14 protein-coding genes are annotated in these 16,248 nt (G+C 67.9%); all 14 read right to left on the bottom strand.

Translation table 11 applies throughout. From position 1 onward, the window contains the following. Positions 1-3: 3 nt before the first annotated feature. The 14 genes from WG922_RS06375 to ispC all read right to left on the bottom strand — a co-directional run bounded on the left by WG922_RS06375 (position 4) and on the right by ispC (position 16,240). Entirely contained in the window at positions 4-411 is a 408-nt protein-coding gene (locus tag WG922_RS06375; protein WP_340281451.1) for a DUF4149 domain-containing protein, read from the bottom strand. A gap of 35 nt (positions 412-446) precedes the next feature. Next, complete coding sequence (gene greA / locus WG922_RS06380; RefSeq protein WP_340281452.1) at positions 447-923, bottom strand: transcription elongation factor GreA; 477 nt, start codon at positions 921-923, stop codon at positions 447-449. Between the two features lie 392 nt (positions 924-1,315). Continuing rightward, the gene (carB, locus tag WG922_RS06385; protein WP_340281454.1) at positions 1,316-4,579 is read right to left on the bottom strand and encodes a carbamoyl-phosphate synthase large subunit; all 3,264 of its coding nucleotides are present in this window, start codon (positions 4,577-4,579) and stop codon (positions 1,316-1,318) included. A gap of 3 nt (positions 4,580-4,582) precedes the next feature. Then, the gene (carA, locus tag WG922_RS06390) at positions 4,583-5,752 is read right to left on the bottom strand and encodes a glutamine-hydrolyzing carbamoyl-phosphate synthase small subunit (protein WP_340281455.1); all 1,170 of its coding nucleotides are present in this window, start codon (positions 5,750-5,752) and stop codon (positions 4,583-4,585) included. A gap of 199 nt (positions 5,753-5,951) precedes the next feature. Next, a complete protein-coding gene (locus WG922_RS06395; protein ID WP_340281456.1) occupies positions 5,952-6,770 on the bottom strand; it encodes a TrmH family RNA methyltransferase in 819 nt (272 codons plus the stop codon). Next, positions 6,767-7,471 (bottom strand): ribonuclease HII, encoded by a 705-nt coding sequence (gene rnhB / locus WG922_RS06400; protein WP_340281457.1) that lies wholly within the window; start codon positions 7,469-7,471, stop codon positions 6,767-6,769. Before rnhB ends, WG922_RS06395 begins: the two co-directional genes overlap by 4 nt. Then, a complete protein-coding gene (gene lpxB / locus WG922_RS06405; protein ID WP_340281458.1) occupies positions 7,443-8,585 on the bottom strand; it encodes a lipid-A-disaccharide synthase in 1,143 nt (380 codons plus the stop codon). Before lpxB ends, rnhB begins: the two co-directional genes overlap by 29 nt. Further along, positions 8,582-9,370 carry an acyl-ACP--UDP-N-acetylglucosamine O-acyltransferase gene (lpxA, locus tag WG922_RS06410; protein ID WP_340281459.1) on the bottom strand — a complete coding sequence of 263 codons (789 nt, stop codon included), beginning with the start codon at positions 9,368-9,370 and terminating at the stop codon, positions 8,582-8,584. Before lpxA ends, lpxB begins: the two co-directional genes overlap by 4 nt. Before the next feature lie 4 nt (positions 9,371-9,374). Beyond that, positions 9,375-9,815 (bottom strand): 3-hydroxyacyl-ACP dehydratase FabZ, encoded by a 441-nt coding sequence (gene fabZ, locus WG922_RS06415; RefSeq protein WP_340281461.1) that lies wholly within the window; start codon positions 9,813-9,815, stop codon positions 9,375-9,377. Then, a complete protein-coding gene (lpxD, locus tag WG922_RS06420; protein ID WP_340281463.1) occupies positions 9,812-10,786 on the bottom strand; it encodes a UDP-3-O-(3-hydroxymyristoyl)glucosamine N-acyltransferase in 975 nt (324 codons plus the stop codon). Before lpxD ends, fabZ begins: the two co-directional genes overlap by 4 nt. A 1-nt stretch (position 10,787) precedes the next feature. Beyond that, positions 10,788-11,297, bottom strand: a complete 510-nt coding sequence (locus WG922_RS06425; RefSeq protein ID WP_340281464.1) for an OmpH family outer membrane protein — start codon at positions 11,295-11,297, stop codon at positions 10,788-10,790. Then, positions 11,297-13,591, bottom strand: coding sequence for an outer membrane protein assembly factor BamA (gene bamA, locus WG922_RS06430; RefSeq protein WP_340281465.1), 2,295 nt, complete (start codon positions 13,589-13,591; stop codon positions 11,297-11,299). The genes WG922_RS06425 and bamA overlap by 1 nt, the downstream gene beginning before the upstream one ends. Before the next feature lie 59 nt (positions 13,592-13,650). Next, a complete protein-coding gene (gene rseP, locus WG922_RS06435) occupies positions 13,651-15,021 on the bottom strand; it encodes an RIP metalloprotease RseP (protein WP_340281467.1) in 1,371 nt (456 codons plus the stop codon). 28 nt (positions 15,022-15,049) lie between these two features. Continuing rightward, positions 15,050-16,240, bottom strand: coding sequence for a 1-deoxy-D-xylulose-5-phosphate reductoisomerase (ispC, locus tag WG922_RS06440; RefSeq protein ID WP_340281470.1), 1,191 nt, complete (start codon positions 16,238-16,240; stop codon positions 15,050-15,052). Positions 16,241-16,248 lie beyond the last annotated feature (8 nt).

The following is a 16,248-nucleotide window of genomic DNA, read 5'->3' on the forward strand; positions in this document are numbered from 1 at the left end:
TGCCTATGGCAGCGGCCCGCGCCGCCCACCGAGCTTCCACAGCACCGCGCCCGCACACAGCCACTGCAGGGCATACAGGGCCGTGCCGACGCCGTGCCACAGCCGCAGGTTTTCCCGCGCAACGATGCGCGGAGCCACCGCAAACTCGATAAGCAAAGCCAGCAGCAGGCCGGCGACGACCAGGGGCAGCGCACCGCCCGCGCCGGCGGCCCAGGCCTGCGGCGCGGCGGCCTCTCGGCGCACAGCGAGCAGCAAGGTCATTCCACAGGCCAGCGTCACCCAGGTCTGTGCTGAAAACAGCCGGGCCGCCGTACCGCCTGCGAGAGCGGGGCTGGGCAGGTACGCGAAAAGCATGGGAACGACCAGGAAGCCGACGGTCGTGAGACTGCCCCACCAGAGGGCAGCCGCCATCAACGCCAGCCGCTCACGCCCCTGCACTGCACGCCTCAGGCGTAGCGCACGCCGGTGATCTCGTAATGCTTGAGGCCGCCGGGTGCCTGCACCTCGACGCTGTCGCCCGCTTCCTTGCCGATCAGCGCACGCGCAATCGGACTGGAGACGTTGATCAGCCCGAGCTTCAGATCGGCTTCGTCCTCGCCGACGATCTGGTAGGTCACGTGGTCGCCGGTGTCCTCGTCCTCGAGATCGACGGTGGCGCCGAACACCACCTTGCCCGCGGCGTCGAGGGTGGAGGGATCGATCACCTGCGCTGCGGCCAGCTTGCCTTCGATTTCCTGGATGCGACCTTCGATGAAGCCCTGGCGATCCTTGGCGGCGTCGTATTCGGCGTTCTCGGACAAGTCGCCCTGGGCACGGGCCTCGGAGATCGCGTTGATCACGTTGGGGCGGTCCACGGTCTTGAGCCGGTGGAGTTCGGCCTTCAGTTTTTCGGCGCCGCGGGTGGTGATGGGGATGGTGGCCATGTTCTCTGCAGATTGCTGGATCCAAAAGCGAAACCGCCGGCAGTTGCCAGCCGGCGGTGTACAGGCTGATTATGCCCAAAGCGGATGGTCGGCCTTGCGGCTGGGGTGTCGGTGTCGGCGCATGCGACGTGAGGGGATGAGGATCGGGCACACCGTCCGCCGGGCGAAACCGTTGGCGTCAGGCATCCGGAGCATGCCGCCTAAGCAGCGCAGGACGTGGTGATCGACATCCGGACCTGGTCCGCGCGGTCGCGACCTTCGGCAAAGCGGGAGATGAAGTCGCAAGCAGCAATTGCGGCGACTGCGACCACGCAGCGCCGGCCGCTGATTCAGCCTCAGACGGAGCAAGGGCCCAACGCACACTTGCGTTCGGCCCTTGTGACGTGCGCAGCTCAGCTCAGCTGCGCATGCATTTCCTGCACCGAAATCACGCCCAGGTTCTCCATCGCCTTCATGCCCTCGACCGCCGCCTCGGCGCCGGCGATGGTGGTGAAGGTGGTGACGCGGGCCAGCAGTGCGGAGGTGCGGATCGCGCGCGAATCGGCGATTGCGTTGCGCCGCTCTTCCACGGTGTTGACCACCATGACGATCTCATCGTTCTTGATCATGTCCACCACGTGCGGGCGGCCTTCGGTGACCTTGTTCACGCTCTGGCAGGCGATGCCCGCCGCGCTGATGGCGGCGGCCGTGCCCTTGGTGGCGACCAGTTCGAAGCCCATCTCGGCGAGCTGACGCGCCACATCCACCGCGCGCGGCTTGTCGCTGTTCTTCACCGTGAGGAACACCTTGCCGGTGGGCTTGCCGTCGTCCGTGAACGGAAGCGGCAGGCGCGTTCCGGCACCGATCTGGCTCTTGACGAAAGCTTCCCCGAAGGTCTTGCCGACGCCCATCACCTCACCGGTGGATTTCATCTCCGGACCCAGGATGGTGTCCACGCCCGGGAACTTGACGAAGGGGAACACAGCCTCCTTGACGCTGAAATACGGCGGCGTCACCTCGTCGCGGATGCCCTGCGACTCGAGCGACTGGCCCACCATGCAGCGCGCCGCCACCTTGGCCAGCGGAATGCCGGTGGCCTTGCTCACGTAGGGCACGGTGCGCGAGGCGCGGGGGTTGACCTCCAGCACGTAGATCACGTCCTTGCCGTCGATCTCCTGGATCGCGAACTGCACGTTCATGAGGCCGACCACGTTCAGTGCCTTGGCCATCGCGGCGGTCTGGCGCTTGAGCTCGTCCACGGTGGCCTTGGACAGCGAGTACGGGGGCAGCGAACAGGCCGAATCGCCGGAGTGCACGCCGGCCTGCTCGATGTGTTCCATCACGCCGCCGATGAAGGTGCGCTGACCGTCGGACAGGCAATCGACATCGCACTCGATGGCGTCGTTGAGGAAGCGGTCCAGCAGCACCGGCGAGTCATGCGAGACCTTCACGGCTTCGCGCATGTAGCGCTCGAGGTCACGCTGCTCGTGCACGATCTCCATCGCGCGGCCGCCGAGTACGTAGCTCGGGCGCACCACGAGCGGATACCCGAGCGCGGCGGCCTTCTCCAGCGCCTCGGCTTCGGTGCGGGCCGTGGCGTTGGGCGGCTGGCGCAGGCCGAGCTCGTGCAGCAGCTTCTGGAACCGCTCGCGGTCTTCGGCGGCGTCGATCATGTCGGGGCTGGTGCCGATGATGGGCACACCCTCGGCTTCCAGACCGAGCGCGAGCTTCAGCGGGGTCTGTCCGCCGTACTGCACGATGACGCCGGCCGGCTTTTCCTTATCGACGATCTCCAGCACGTCTTCGAGCGTGAGTGGCTCGAAGTACAGGCGGTCGGAGGTGTCGTAGTCGGTCGAGACGGTCTCGGGGTTGCAGTTGACCATGATGGTCTCGTAGCCGTCCTCGCGCAGGGCGAGGGCCGCGTGGACGCAGCAGTAGTCGAATTCGATGCCCTGACCGATGCGGTTCGGGCCGCCGCCGAGCACCATGATCTTCTTGTTGTTCGTCGGCTCGGCCTCGCACTCGTCCTCGTAGGTCGAGTACATGTAGGCGGTGTCGGTGGCGAACTCGGCAGCGCAGGTGTCCACGCGCTTGTAGACCGGGCGCACGCCCAGCGCCTTGCGCTGCTCGCGCACCGCCTTGTCGGTGGTCTTGAGCAGCTTGGCCAGCCGGCGGTCGGAGAAGCCCTTGCGCTTCAAAAAGCACAGCGTCTTGGCGTCGAGTGAGGCGAGTGCGCCCTGGCCCGCGGTGTCGGTGAGCTTGTCGAGCTCGAGCTCGATCTTGACGATCTCCTCGATCTGCACCAGGAACCACTTGTCGATCTTGGTGAGGTCGTGCACCTCCTCGACGCTCCAGCCGGCGGCGAAGGCGTCGCCGACGTACCAGATGCGCTCGGGGCCGGGCTCGCCAAGCTCGCGCTCCAGCACCTCGCGGTCCTGGGTCTTTTCATTCATGCCATCGACGCCGACCTCGAGGCCGCGCAGCGCCTTCTGAAAGCTCTCCTGGAAGGTGCGGCCCATCGCCATGACCTCGCCCACCGACTTCATCTGCGTGGTCAGGCGGCTGTCGGCCTGCGGGAACTTCTCGAACGCGAAACGGGGGATTTTGGTGACGACGTAGTCGATGCTGGGCTCGAAGCTCGCGGGCGTGGCGCCGCCGGTGATCTCGTTGCGCAGCTCGTCGAGCGTGTAGCCGACGGCCAGCTTGGCCGCGACCTTCGCGATGGGAAATCCGGTGGCCTTGGAGGCGAGCGCCGAGGACCGCGAGACGCGCGGGTTCATCTCGATCACGATCATGCGCCCGTCCTGCGGGTTGATCGAGAACTGCACGTTCGAGCCGCCGGTATCGACGCCGATCTCGCGCAGCACCGCCAGCGAGGCGTTGCGCATGATCTGGTATTCCTTGTCGGTCAGCGTCTGGGCCGGCGCGACGGTGATGGAGTCGCCCGTGTGCACGCCCATCGGATCGAGGTTCTCGATGGAGCAGACGATGATGCAGTTGTCGGCCTTGTCGCGCACGACCTCCATCTCGTACTCTTTCCAGCCGAGCAGCGACTCTTCGATGAGCAGTTCGTTGGTGGGCGAGGCCTCCAGGCCGCGCTTGCAGATGGTCTCGAATTCCTCGGGGTTGTAGGCGATGCCGCCGCCGGTGCCGCCGAGCGTGAAGCTCGGGCGGATCACGACCGGAAAGCCCACCGTCTTCTGCACTGCCCAGGCCTCGTCGAGCGAGTGCGCGATGCCCGAACGCGCGGAGCCCAGCCCGATGCGTGTCATGGCCTCCTTGAACTTCTGGCGATCCTCGGCCTTGTCGATGGCCTCGGGCGTGGCACCGATCAGTTCGACCTTGTACTTGTGCAGCACGCCGTGGCGCCACAGGTCCAGCGCGCAGTTCAGCGCCGTCTGTCCGCCCATGGTCGGCAGGATCGCGTCGGGCCGCTCCTTGGCGATGATCTTCTCGACCGTCTGCCAGGTGATGGGCTCGATGTAGGTGACGTCGGCCGTGGCCGGGTCGGTCATGATCGTGGCGGGGTTGCTGTTGATCAGGATGACCTTGTAGCCCTCCTCACGCAGCGCCTTGCAGGCCTGCACGCCGGAGTAGTCGAACTCGCAGGCCTGGCCGATGATGATCGGGCCGGCGCCGATGATGAGGATGCTCTTGATGTCTTGGCGCTTGGGCATTGCTTACTTCTTTGCTTGGTCCATCAGGCCCGTGAAGCGGTCGAACAGGTAGTCGATATCGTGCGGACCGGGCGAGGCTTCCGGGTGGCCCTGGAAGCAGAAGGCGGGCTTGTCGGTGCGGGCCAGGCCCTGCAGGGTGCCGTCGAACAGGCTCACGTGCGTGGGGCGCAGGTTTGCCGGCAGGCTGCTTTCGTCCACCGCGAAGCCGTGGTTCTGGCTGGTGATGGAAACGCGCCCGTTGTCGAGGTCCTTGACCGGATGGTTGGCTCCGTGGTGGCCGAACTTCATCTTGAAGGTCTTGGCGCCCGAGGCCAGCGCCATCAGCTGGTGGCCCAGGCAGATGCCGAAGGTGGGCACGCCGTCCTCGATCAGTTCGCGGGTGGCCTCGATGGCGTAGTCGCAGGGCTCGGGATCGCCGGGGCCGTTGGAGAGGAAGACACCGTCGGGGTTGAGCTTCCGGACTTCGGCGGCAGGCGTCTGCGCGGGCACGACGGTGACCTTGCAGCCACGCTCGGCCAGCATGCGCAGGATGTTCTTCTTCACGCCGTAGTCGAAGGCGACGACGTGGTAGCGCGGGTTCTCGAGCTTGCCGTAGCCGCTGCCCAGCTGCCATTCGGTTTCGGTCCACTCATAGGACTCGCGGCTGGAGACTTCCTTGGCGAGGTCCTGGCCGGCCATCGCGGGCGCCTTGCGGGCTTCGGCGAGCGCCTGCTCGATCGCGGCCGGCGAGGCCTCCTGGCCAGGCTGCAGCGCGAGGATGCAGCCGTTCTGCGCGCCCTTGGTGCGCAGGATGCGCGTGAGCTTGCGGGTGTCGATGTCGGAGATGCCGACGGTGCCTTCGCGTCGCAGGTACTCCGAAAGCGTGAGGCTCTCGCGGAAATTGGACGCGACCAGCGGCAGGTCGCGGATGATGAGGCCCGCAGCATGGACCTTGCCGGCTTCGACGTCCTCTTCGTTGACGCCGTAGTTGCCGATGTGCGGATACGTGAGCGTCACGATCTGCCGGGCGTAGCTCGGGTCGGTGAGGATTTCCTGGTAGCCGGTGAGCGAGGTGTTGAACACCACCTCACCGCTGGTGGAGCCGTGGGCCCCGATCGAAATGCCAACAAAGACCGTGCCGTCTGCGAGCGCCAGGATGGCGGGAGGCTGGGAAGCCTGTTGAGACAAAAGCACTGGGATCTCCGGATGAATGTCGGGTACGCCCAAACGCGCATCGAGCGCGCGCTCGAAGCTGCTTTTGTTCAGGGAATAAGTCGCGACTGCGCTAGGCGTACGGGTTTGCGGGAAAGCCGCTGATTATAGCCTTCGGGCAGGTGACGGCCGAGCGCGCGGGAGCTTCGCGGCGGGCGCGCGGCGGCCGCTCCAGGTGCCCTCAAGCGGGCACGGAGCCACCCTGGCGCGACTCGAGCGCGGCGGCGCTGGCGTGCAGGCAGATGGCGGCCGCTGTGGCGACGTTGAGCGACTCCTCGCCGCCCGGCTGAACGATCCGCATGTGCCCGCCGGCGCGGGCGGCCAGGGCGGCACCAACGCCCTGCCCTTCGTGCCCGAAGGCCCACGCGCAAGGCCATGGCAGCGCGCTGCGGTGCAGCAGCTCGCCCTGGTGCGAGCTCGTCGCGAGCAGCGGCACGCGGAGGTCGTCCAGGGCGGATGCGTCGGCGCCCTCGATAAGCCGCAGGCCGAAGTGCGCACCCATGCCGGCGCGCAGCACCTTCGGCGACCAGAGGCCGGCCGTGCCCTTGAGCGCGATCACCTGGCCGAAGCCGAAGGCGGCCGCGCAACGCAGGATGGCGCCGACGTTTCCGGCGTCCTGGAGACGATCGAGCACCACGGTGGCGGCGCCCGGCTGCAGCTGCGGTGCCGAAGGCAGCGCAATGACACAGCCCATCGCGGCCGGAGACTCGAGTGCACTCAGGCCCTGGAACAGGGCGTCGGGCACGATGACCAGCCGCGCCGCCGCGTCGCTCCAGTCGGACGCTCGCTCGCGGTCCCAGCAACTTTCGGAAAAAACTACGGCCTCGGCCTGGATGCCCCGCGCACGAAGCGCCCTGCACAAATGGTCGCCTTCCAGCCAGGCCTGTCCCAGGCGGCGACTGGCGCCGCTCTCGTGGGCCAGGCGCCGCAGCTGCTTGAGCCACGCGTTGTCGCGCGAGCTGATGCGGGTGAGGCCAGGCTCGCTCACCGGATCGCTCACGCGGCCAGCCTGCCGGGATCGTCGATCTCGCCGGCGAGCTGGCGGCCCAGAGCCGCAGCCACGGGTGCGAAGAAGCGCCGGTGGTGCCGGCACGCACCATGCGTGCGCAGCGCCTCGAGGTGCTCGGGCGTGCTGTAGCCCTTGTGCGTGGCGAAGCCGTAGTGCGGAAACTCCTCGTGCAGCTGCGCGCAGAGGCGGTCGCGGTGCACCTTCGCCAAAATCGACGCCGCCGAGATCGACTTGACGAGCGCATCGCCGCCGATCACCGCCTCGGCCAGTACGTCGATCTGGGGCAGGCGGTTGCCGTCCACCAGCACCTTGGCCGGCCGCAGCCGCAGGCCCTCCACGGCGCGCTTCATCGCGAGCATGGTGGCGTGCAGGATGTTGAGGCTGTCGATTTCCTCGACGCTGGCCTCGGCCACCGAACAGCACAAGGCCTTGTCGCGGATCTGGTCGTAGAGGCGGTCGCGCTGCAGCGGAGTCAGCACCTTGGAGTCGGCGAGGCCGCGGATGCGCCGGCTGTCGTCGAGGATGACTGCGGCCGCAACGACCGGCCCCGCCAGCGGCCCCCTGCCCGCTTCATCGACGCCGCACACCAGGCCGACAGGGTCCCAGTCCAGCCGGCGCTGGACTTTGGCGGGGGCGGACTTGCGGCTGCGGGGTGCCGCCGCTTCAGGCGTGGAGGACTTGCTGGATGGCATCGGTGGCGAGTCGGGCCGTGTCGCGCCGCAGCTCGTGGTGCAGCGCATCGAATCGGGTCTGGACGGCCGCCATTCTGGCAGGGTCGTCCAGCCAGTCCAACACTGCCTGTGCCAACCTGGGCGGCGTGGCGTCGTGCTGCAACAGTTCGGGCACCGCCATGTCGCGCAGAAGAATGTTGGGCAGGCCCACCCAGGGCTGCAGGGCCTGGCGCCGCATGATCTGCCAGCTGAGGGCGTTCATGCGGTAGGCGATCACCATCGGCCGCTTGAAAAGGGCCGCCTCCAGAGTGGCGGTGCCGCTGGCGATCAGCGTGAGGTCGCAGGCCGCCAGCGCCTCGTGCGAGCGGCCATCCAGGATCGTGAAGCCCTGTTCAAGCCCCGCCGTTCGGGCCGCGCGCTCGATGGCGGGGCGCAGCGCCGGCAGCGCCGGCACCACCACCTGCAGCCTGGGTCGGGCGCGCTGTACCGCCAACGCCGCACGCAGGAAGGGCTCGGCGTGATGCGCCACTTCCGAGGCGCGGCTGCCCGGCAACACCGCCAGCACCTGCGCGTCGGGCGCGAGCCCCAGCGCCCGGCGGGCTGCCGCGCGGTCGGGCTCCTGCGGGATGACGGCCGCGAGCGGGTGGCCGACATAGGTGGCTGCGATGCCGTTGCGCGCAAGCAGCTCCGGCTCGAACGGAAAAATGCACAGCAGGTGATCGACACTGCGGCGGATCGCGTGCACGCGCTTGGCGCGCCAGGCCCAGATCGAAGGGCAGACGAAGTGCACCGTCCGAATGCCGGCCGCCTTGAGATCTGCTTCGAGCGCGAGGTTGAAATCGGGGGCATCGACGCCGATGAACAGATCGGGCCGCGCCGACAGCAGCCGGGTTCGCAGCTGGCGCCGGATGCCGACGATCTCGCGGTAGTGCCGCAGCACCTCCACATAACCGCGTACCGCAAGCTTCTCGTAGGGCCACCAGCACTCGAACCCCTGGCGAGCCATGCGCGGGCCGCCGATGCCGCCGGCGCGCATCTGCGGCCACCGCTGGCGCATGTCGGCGAGCAGGAGCCCGGCGAGCAGGTCCCCCGAGACCTCGCCGGCGACCATGCCGACACAGGGCGCGGGCGTCATCGCACGATGCCGCGCTGGGGGGAAACGCCCTCGAGGAAGGCGAGCATGAGCGCCACCTCGGTGCGGGCTTCGGGAGTGCGGTCGGCCAGTGCACGGATGTGCTCCTGCGCCTGGGCGAGGGTGAGTGCGTCGCGATAGAGCGCCTTGTGCATGGCCTTCACGGCCGCGATGCGCTCGGGGGAATAGCCGCGGCGGCGCAGTCCTTCGAAATTCATGGAGCGGGCCTGCGCGGGCTGGCCCTGGCTCATGACGAAAGGCGGCTGGTCGGCAAAGAGCAGCGAACACATGGCGGTCATGGCGTGCGCTCCGATGCGCACGAACTGGTGCACCACGGTGAAGCCGCCCAGGATCACCCAGTCGCCGACCTCCACGTGGCCGGCAAGCTGCGTGTTGTTGGCGAAGATGGTGTGGTCGCCGACGATGCAGTCGTGCGCCAGGTGCACGTACGCCATCAGCCAGTTGTCGTTGCCCACGCGCGTGATGCCGCCGCCGCCGGGGGAGCCGATGTTGAAGGTGCAGAACTCGCGGATGGTGTTGCGGTCGCCGATCACCAGCTCGCAGGGTTCGCCGGCGTACTTCTTGTCCTGCGGAATCGCGCCCAGCGACGCGAACTGGAAGATGCGGTTGTCGCGGCCGATGGTCGTGTGACCCTCGATGACGCAGTGCGGACCCACGGTGGTGCCTGCGCCGATCGACACGTGCGGCCCGATCACCGAATAGGGGCCGATGGACACCGAGGCGTCTATCTGCGCGCCTTCGGCGACGAGTGCCGTGGAATGGATCATGCCGTCAGTCGATGCGGCGCATGGTGCACATGAGTTCGGCCTCGCAGGCCACCTCTTCGTTCACCCGGGCCACTCCCTTGAACTTGTAGATGCCCGCTTTCGCCCGCTCCAGGGTGACGTCCATCACCAGCTGGTCGCCCGGCTCGACAGGCCGCTTGAAACGTGCGCCGTCGATGCCGGCGAAGTAGTACACCGTCTTGTCGTCCGGCGTGACGCCCTGCGTGGCGAACGACAGCAGCGCCGCCGCCTGCGCCATGGCTTCGAGGATCAGCACGCCCGGCATCACGGGGCGATGCGGGAAGTGCCCCGTGAAGAAAGGTTCGTTGATCGTGACGTTCTTCAGCGCGCGGATGCTCTTGCCCTTCTCGAGCGCCACGACGCGGTCCACCAGCAGGATGGGATAGCGGTGCGGCAGCTGTTTGAGGATCTGGTGGATGTCCATCATGGTTGCTTTTTCTCGAGAGCCTTGACCCGCTCGCGCAGGGCATGGAGGTGGCGCAGCGTCGCCGCGTTCTTTTCCCAGGCGGCATTCTCGTCGAGGGGAAAGATGCCGGTGTAGTGGCCCGGCTTGTGGATGGAACGGGTCACCAGGGAGGTGGCGGAGATGTGCACGTGGTCGGCGATGGTGAGGTGCCCCAGGATGCCGGCGCGCCCGCCGATGGTGCAGTGGGCGCCGATGGTGGCGCTGCCCGCCACGGCCGCACAACCCGCCATGGCCGTGTGGCGGCCGATGCGCACGTTGTGGCCGATCTGGATGAGGTTGTCGAGCTTCACCCCGTCTTCGATGACGGTGTCGGCCAGCGCGCCGCGATCGATGCAGGTGTTGGCGCCGATCTCGACGTCGTTGCCGATGCGCACCGCACCGAGCTGCTCGATCTTCTCCCAGGCTCCTTCGTGCCGCGCAATCCCGAATCCGTCGGCGCCTATCACCACGCCGGGGTGCAGGATGCAGCGCTCGCCGATGACGCAGTCTTCATTGACGGTCACGCGCGACTTCAGCTCGGTGCCGGAGCCGATGCGTGCGCCACGTTCGACCACGCACAGCGGGCCAATGCGCGCCTGTGGATCGACGAACGCACCGGGATCGACCACCGCGCTCGGATGAATGCCTGGCGAGAAGCCAGCGCCCAGCACCTTGCGCTTCCACAGACGTGTGAGACGGGCGAAATAGAGGTAGGGATCGGGCGCCACGATGGCAGCGCCCCGCGCCTGGGCAGCCGCACGCTGCGTGGGCGCCACGATGACGCAGCCCGCCTGGGTGCTCGCCAGCTGGGATTGATAGCGAGGGTTGCTGAGGAAACTCAGCTGCTGCGCAGAAGCCGATTCGAGGGGAGCCAGGGCCTCGATCACCAGGCCCGGGTCGCCGTGCAGTTCGCCGCCGAGCTCCGCGACGATGTCGCCCAGAGCGAGCCCCACCTCACTTGCTCGCGTTGAGCGCCTTGATCACCTTCTCGGTGATGTCGTGCTTGGGGTTGATGTAGACCGCTTCCTGGATGATCAGGTCGTACTTCTCCTGCTCGGCGACCTGCTTGACCACCCGGTTGGCGCGATCGAGCACCTGCTGCAGCTCTTCGCTCTTGCGGGCATTGAGGTCTTCCTGGAACTCGCGACGCTTGCGTTGGAATTCGCGGTCCTGATCGACAAGCTGCTTCTGGCGCGCCATGCGCTGGCTCTCGGCCAGCGTGGGGGCCTCGCGCTCGAAGCGCTCGGACGCGGCCTTGAGCCCTGCCCCCAGTTCATTGAGTTCCTTTTCGCGGCGCGAGAACTCCTGCTCGAGCTTGCTTTGCGCCGTCTTGGCGGTGTTGGCCTCGCGGAAGATGCGATCCGTGTTGACGAAGCCGACGCGGAATTCCTGTGCGAGCACGGGGCCGGACAGCACGGCCAGGCCCAGCAGGCAGGCAGCCCACTGACGGGTCAGGTTTGGCATTAGAAGGACGTCCCGATCTGGAATTGGAGTTTCTGGATTCTATCGCCAGGCTCGGTGCGCACCGGCTGGGCATAAGCCAGGCGCAGCGGGCCCAGCGGTGAGATCCAGGCGAGGCCGATGCCCACCGAGGCGCGCAAGCTGGAGAGCTCGACGCGGTCGCGGTCGCCGAAGACGTTGCCGACGTCGGCGAAGCCGTAGAGGCGCAAGGTGCGGTCGCTTCCCGCCCCGGGAAATGGCGTGAGCAGTTCGCCGTTGAGGACCAGCTTCTTCGCGCCGCCGATGGAGGCGCCGGTGACGTCGCGCGGGCCCAGCGTGCCCTGCTGGAAACCGCGCACCGAGCCGAGGCCGCCGGCATAGAAGTTCTTGAAGACAGGGAACGGCCGATCGCCCAGCCCGTCGCCCCACCCCACTTCGCCGTTGAACGCCAGCGTGTAGTCGCGCGCGATCGGCAGGTATTGCTGGATCTGGTAGCTGGTGCGCCAGTAGCGGGTGTCTGCCAGCGCTCCGAGTTCGCCGGTCAGCCGCTGCAGCCGTCCGCGGGTAGGCACCAGCGCGCTGTCGCGGTCGTCGCGGGACCAGGACAGCGTCAGCGGCACCGCCGTGCTGCGATAGCCGAAACGGCTGGCGTAATCGAGATATGCCGCCGGAATGTTGGTGCCCGGGTCGATCTCGGTGCTCTCGACGCCGACGCCGAAGTACACGGTGTCCACTTCGGTGAAGGGCACCCCGAAGCGCAGGGCGCCGCCCATGGTGGCGAGCGAGTAGTTGCCCCCCTGGTCCTCGTAGGGGCGCGAGCGGCGGTAGTACGCCTCGAGGGCGCGCGAGACGCCGTCGGCCGTGAAGTAGGGATCGATGGTGGTGAACGCCACCGTGCGGTTGTACTTGCTGGTGTTCAGGTCCAGGCTCAGGTAGTTGCCCGAGCCGAAGGCGTTCTCCTGGCGGATGGTGAAGCCCAGGCCCAGCTTCTCGGCACTCGAGAAGCCGGCGGTCAACTGCAGGCTGCCGGTGGGTTTCTCGACCACCGCCACGTTCAGATCGACCTGGTCGGGCGCGCCCGGCACCTCGACGGTCTCGATGTTGATGTCGCGGAAAAATCCCAGGCGGTCGATGCGGTCGCGCGAGCGGCGGATGCGGTCGCTGTCGTACCAGCTCGACTCGAGCTGGCGGAACTCGCGCCGGATCACCTCGTCGCGCGTGCGCACGTTGCCCGAGATGTTGATGCGCCGCACGTACGCACGGCGCGAAGGTTCGGCTGCCAGCACGAGCTGCACGCGGTTGCTGGCGCGGTCGATCTCGGGACGCGCTTCAACCTGGGCGAAGGCGTATCCGAAATTGCCGAAATAGTCGGTCATCGCCTTGATCGTCTCGGCGACCTGGTCGGCGTTGTACGGCTCGCCGGGGCGGATGGTCACGAGCGACTTGAACTCGTCTTCCTGGCCGAGGTAGTTGCCGTCCAGCCGCACGCCGCTCACCACGAAGCGATCGCCTTCGGTGATGTTGATCGTGATGCTGATGTCCTGCTTGTCGGGCGCGATGGCAACCTGCGTGCTGTCGATGCGGAACTCGAGGAAGCCGCGCTGCAGGTAGTACGAGCGCAGCGCCTCCAGGGAGGCGTTGAGCTTCACGCGCGAGTAGCGGTCGGACTTGGTGTACCAGCTCAGGAAGCCGCCGGTATCGACCTCCAGCAGATCGCGCAGGGTGGCGTCGCTGAAGGCCTGGTTGCCCACGATGCGGATGTCGCGGATGCGCGCGGGCTCGCCTTCGGTGACGGTGAAGGTGAGGTTCACGCGGTTGCGCTCGATGGGCGTGACGGTGGTCACCACCTCGGCGCCATACAGGCTGCGGCTGATGTACTGCCGCTTGAGTTCCTGCGCCGCCCGGTCGGCCAGAGCCTGGTCGTAGGGCCGGCCCTCGGCCAGGCCGATCTCGCGCAGGGCCTTGACCAGCGTGTCGCGGTCGAACTCGCGGGTGCCGGCGAAATCGACCCCCGCCACGGTGGGCCGCTCCTCCACGACCACCACCAGCACGTTGCCCGCGACCTCCAGGCGGACGTCGTTGAACAGGCCCAGCCCGAACAGGGCCCGGATCGCCGCGGTGCCTTTTTCGTCGGTGTACTGCTCGCCGACCCGGAACGGCAGCGAGGCAAAGACCGTACCGGGCTCGACCCGCTGCAGCCCCTCGATGCGGATGTCTCGCACGGTGAACGGTTCGACCGCCCACACGTGGGCCGCAAGGGCCAGCGCCACGACGCTCACCAGGGTACGCGCGTGCAAGCGCTTCAAAGATTTCTTCATGGATTCGTTGGGACCGCGACCGCCTGGCAGCGTGTCGCGGCGGGGGCCGGGAATGTTTGTTATCCGAACAGGCGCGTCACATCGTTGAAGAACGCGATCGACATCATGACCAGCAGGACCGCCACACCCCCGCGCTGCAAGCGCTCCATCCAGGCGTCCGACACACCCTTGCCCGTCACGGCCTCCCAAAGATAATACATCAGGTGCCCCCCGTCCAAGACGGGCAGCGGCAGCAGGTTCAGCACCCCCAGGCTCACGCTGATAAGGGCCAGGAACACCAGGTATTGAGAAAGTCCGAGGCTCGCCGATCTGCCGGCGTAGTCGGCGATCGTGAGGGGGCCACTGAGGTTCTTGAGCGATGCCTCGCCGATCACCATGCGCCCCAGCATCTTCACCGTGAGGATCGAGACCTCCCAGGTGCGCACGGCGCCGCTCCACAGCCCCTCGATCGGGCCGCGCCGCACCGTGAGCATGTCGGGTAACGCGCCCACGTAGGCACCGACGCGGGCGACGGCGGCGTCGCCATCCTGCGCCAGCTGCGGACGCACGGGGATCGCGAGCATCCGGCCTTCCCGCTCGACGCGCCAGATGGCCTCCACCGTCTCGCCGCCGCGCACCTGGCCGCGGATCCACTCGCGCAGTTGCTGGCCATCGACGATGGCTTCGCCGCCCGCCGACACAACGAGGTCGCCGGCGCGCAGGCCCGCCCGCTCGGCCGCACCGCCGGGCACCAGCTCGCCCAGCACCGGGCGGGTCCAGGGACCGACGATGCCGATCTTGCGGAACAGGCTCGCGTCCGCCTCGCGGGTCTCCATCTCGGACAGCGGCAGCAGCAGCTCGCGCGAGTCGCCGCGCGGACTCTGGAGCTGCAGGCGCAGGTCGCGCCCGTCGAGCGCGCCCCGCGTGAGCATCCACCGCAGCGACTCGAAGGACTCGACCGGTTCGAACTCGGCCTCTCCGAAGGCGGCGGCCTGTACGGTCTCGCCACCGCGCACTCCCGCGCGCTCCGCCACCGACCCTGCGACGGGGCTGGCCAGCACGGCGCGCGGCTCCTGCACGCCCCACCAGCTCACCACCGCATAGAGCAGCACGGCGAGCAGCAGGTTGGCCAGCGGCCCGGCGGCCACGATGGCCGCGCGCGAACGCAGCGGCTGGGTGTTGAAGGCGCGGTGCCGTTCCTCGGGCGCGACCGGCCCCTCGCGCTCGTCGAGCATGCGCACGAAGCCGCCCAGCGGAAGCGCGCCGATCACGAACTCGGTGTCCTGCCCCGGATGCTGGCGGCGCGGCTTCCAGCGCACCAGCGGTTTGCCGAAGCCCACCGAGAAGCGCAGCACCTTCACACCGCAAGCCACTGCCACGCGGTAGTGGCCGTATTCGTGCACCGCGATCAACAGTCCGAGGGCTACGAGGAAGGCGACAAGGGTCAGCATGGCGGCTCGCTCCGGTCAGGGGTGGGGGTCAGGTGAATCGGTCGATGGTGCGCTCGGCCTGCCGGCGCGCCTGTCCATCGAGGGCCAGGAGCTGCGGCAGCTCCTGGGGTTTGGAGGCCGCGACCGCCTCCAAAGTTGCGAGGTTCACGGCATGGATCTGGTCGAAGCGGATGCGGCGCTCCAGGAAGGCCGCGACGGCGACTTCGTTGGCCGCATTGAGCACGGCCGTGGTGCCTGCCGGCGCGCGCAAGGTGTCCCAGGCCAATTGCAGGCCGGGAAAGCGCTCGCGGTGCCCGCGGCTGTCGAGCGACTCGAAGGCCATGTCTGCGAGACGGGTGAAATCGAGCGCCGAGGCACCCGAGCTGATGCGCTCCGGCCACGAGAGCCCGTAGGCGATGGGGACTCGCATATCGGGCGTTCCGAGCTGCGCGACCACCGAGGTGTCGCGGTACTGCACCATGGAATGGATCACGCTCTGCGGATGGATGACGACGTCCAGCCGCTCGGGACCCAGGCCGAACAGGTATCGCGCCTCGATCACTTCGAGAGCCTTGTTCATCATGGTCGCGGAATCGACCGAGATTTTCCGGCCCATGACCCAGTTGGGATGGGCGCAGGCCTGCTCCGGCGTGACCTCGCGCAGGCGCTCCGGCTCCCAGGTGCGAAATGGTCCGCCCGACGCGGTGAGGATGATCTTGTCGACGCGGCCGTCCCAGGTGCTGCGGTCCTCCGGCAGCGACTGGAAAATGGCCGAGTGTTCGCTGTCGATGGGCAGCAGCGTGGCGCCTCCCTGCCGCACGGCGTCGAGGAACAGCTCGCCGCCGACCACCAGCGCCTCCTTGTTGGCCAGCAGGAGCCGCTTGCCGGCTCGCGCGGCGGCCAGGCAGGGCGCCAGTCCGGCGGCGCCGACGATCGCCGCCATCACGGCATCGACTTCCTCGTGGACCACGATGCGCTCCAGCGCATCGGCTCCGGTGAGCACGCGGGTGGGCAGGTGCTCGGCAGCGAGACGCTGGGCCAGCGCAGCCGCCGCCCCTGCGTCGGCCATGACGGCGTAACGCGGCCGAAAGCGGGCGCACTGCGAGACCATCAGATCGATCTGGCGCGCCGCGCTCAGCGCGAACACGGCAAAGCGCTCGGGATGCCGGGCAACGACGTCCAGGGTGCTGGTGCCGATGGAGCCGGTCGAGCCCAGCACGGTGACGAGTTGTTGCTTCATCCGCAGAC

This window comes from Ramlibacter sp. AN1015, assembly GCF_037726105.1.
In the GTDB taxonomy this organism is placed as follows: Bacteria; Pseudomonadota; Gammaproteobacteria; order Burkholderiales; family Burkholderiaceae_C; genus Ramlibacter.

Excerpts from the sequence above, each read along its gene's own strand:
- rseP (WP_340281467.1), bottom strand. The coding sequence starts at position 15,021 with ATGCTGACCCTTGTCGCCTTCCTCGTAGCCCTCGGACTGTTGATCGCG.
- WG922_RS06375 (WP_340281451.1), bottom strand. The coding sequence starts at position 411 with ATGGCGGCTGCCCTCTGGTGGGGCAGTCTCACGACCGTCGGCTTCCTG.
- rnhB (WP_340281457.1), bottom strand. The coding sequence starts at position 7,471 with ATGCCATCCAGCAAGTCCTCCACGCCTGAAGCGGCGGCACCCCGCAGC.
- carB (WP_340281454.1), bottom strand. The coding sequence starts at position 4,579 with ATGCCCAAGCGCCAAGACATCAAGAGCATCCTCATCATCGGCGCCGGC.
- bamA (WP_340281465.1), bottom strand. The coding sequence starts at position 13,591 with ATGAAGAAATCTTTGAAGCGCTTGCACGCGCGTACCCTGGTGAGCGTC.
- greA (WP_340281452.1), bottom strand. The coding sequence starts at position 923 with ATGGCCACCATCCCCATCACCACCCGCGGCGCCGAAAAACTGAAGGCC.
- lpxA (WP_340281459.1), bottom strand. The coding sequence starts at position 9,370 with ATGATCCATTCCACGGCACTCGTCGCCGAAGGCGCGCAGATAGACGCC.
- ispC (WP_340281470.1), bottom strand. The coding sequence starts at position 16,240 with ATGAAGCAACAACTCGTCACCGTGCTGGGCTCGACCGGCTCCATCGGC.
- WG922_RS06425 (WP_340281464.1), bottom strand. The coding sequence starts at position 11,297 with ATGCCAAACCTGACCCGTCAGTGGGCTGCCTGCCTGCTGGGCCTGGCC.
- fabZ (WP_340281461.1), bottom strand. The coding sequence starts at position 9,815 with ATGATGGACATCCACCAGATCCTCAAACAGCTGCCGCACCGCTATCCC.
- lpxB (WP_340281458.1), bottom strand. The coding sequence starts at position 8,585 with ATGACGCCCGCGCCCTGTGTCGGCATGGTCGCCGGCGAGGTCTCGGGG.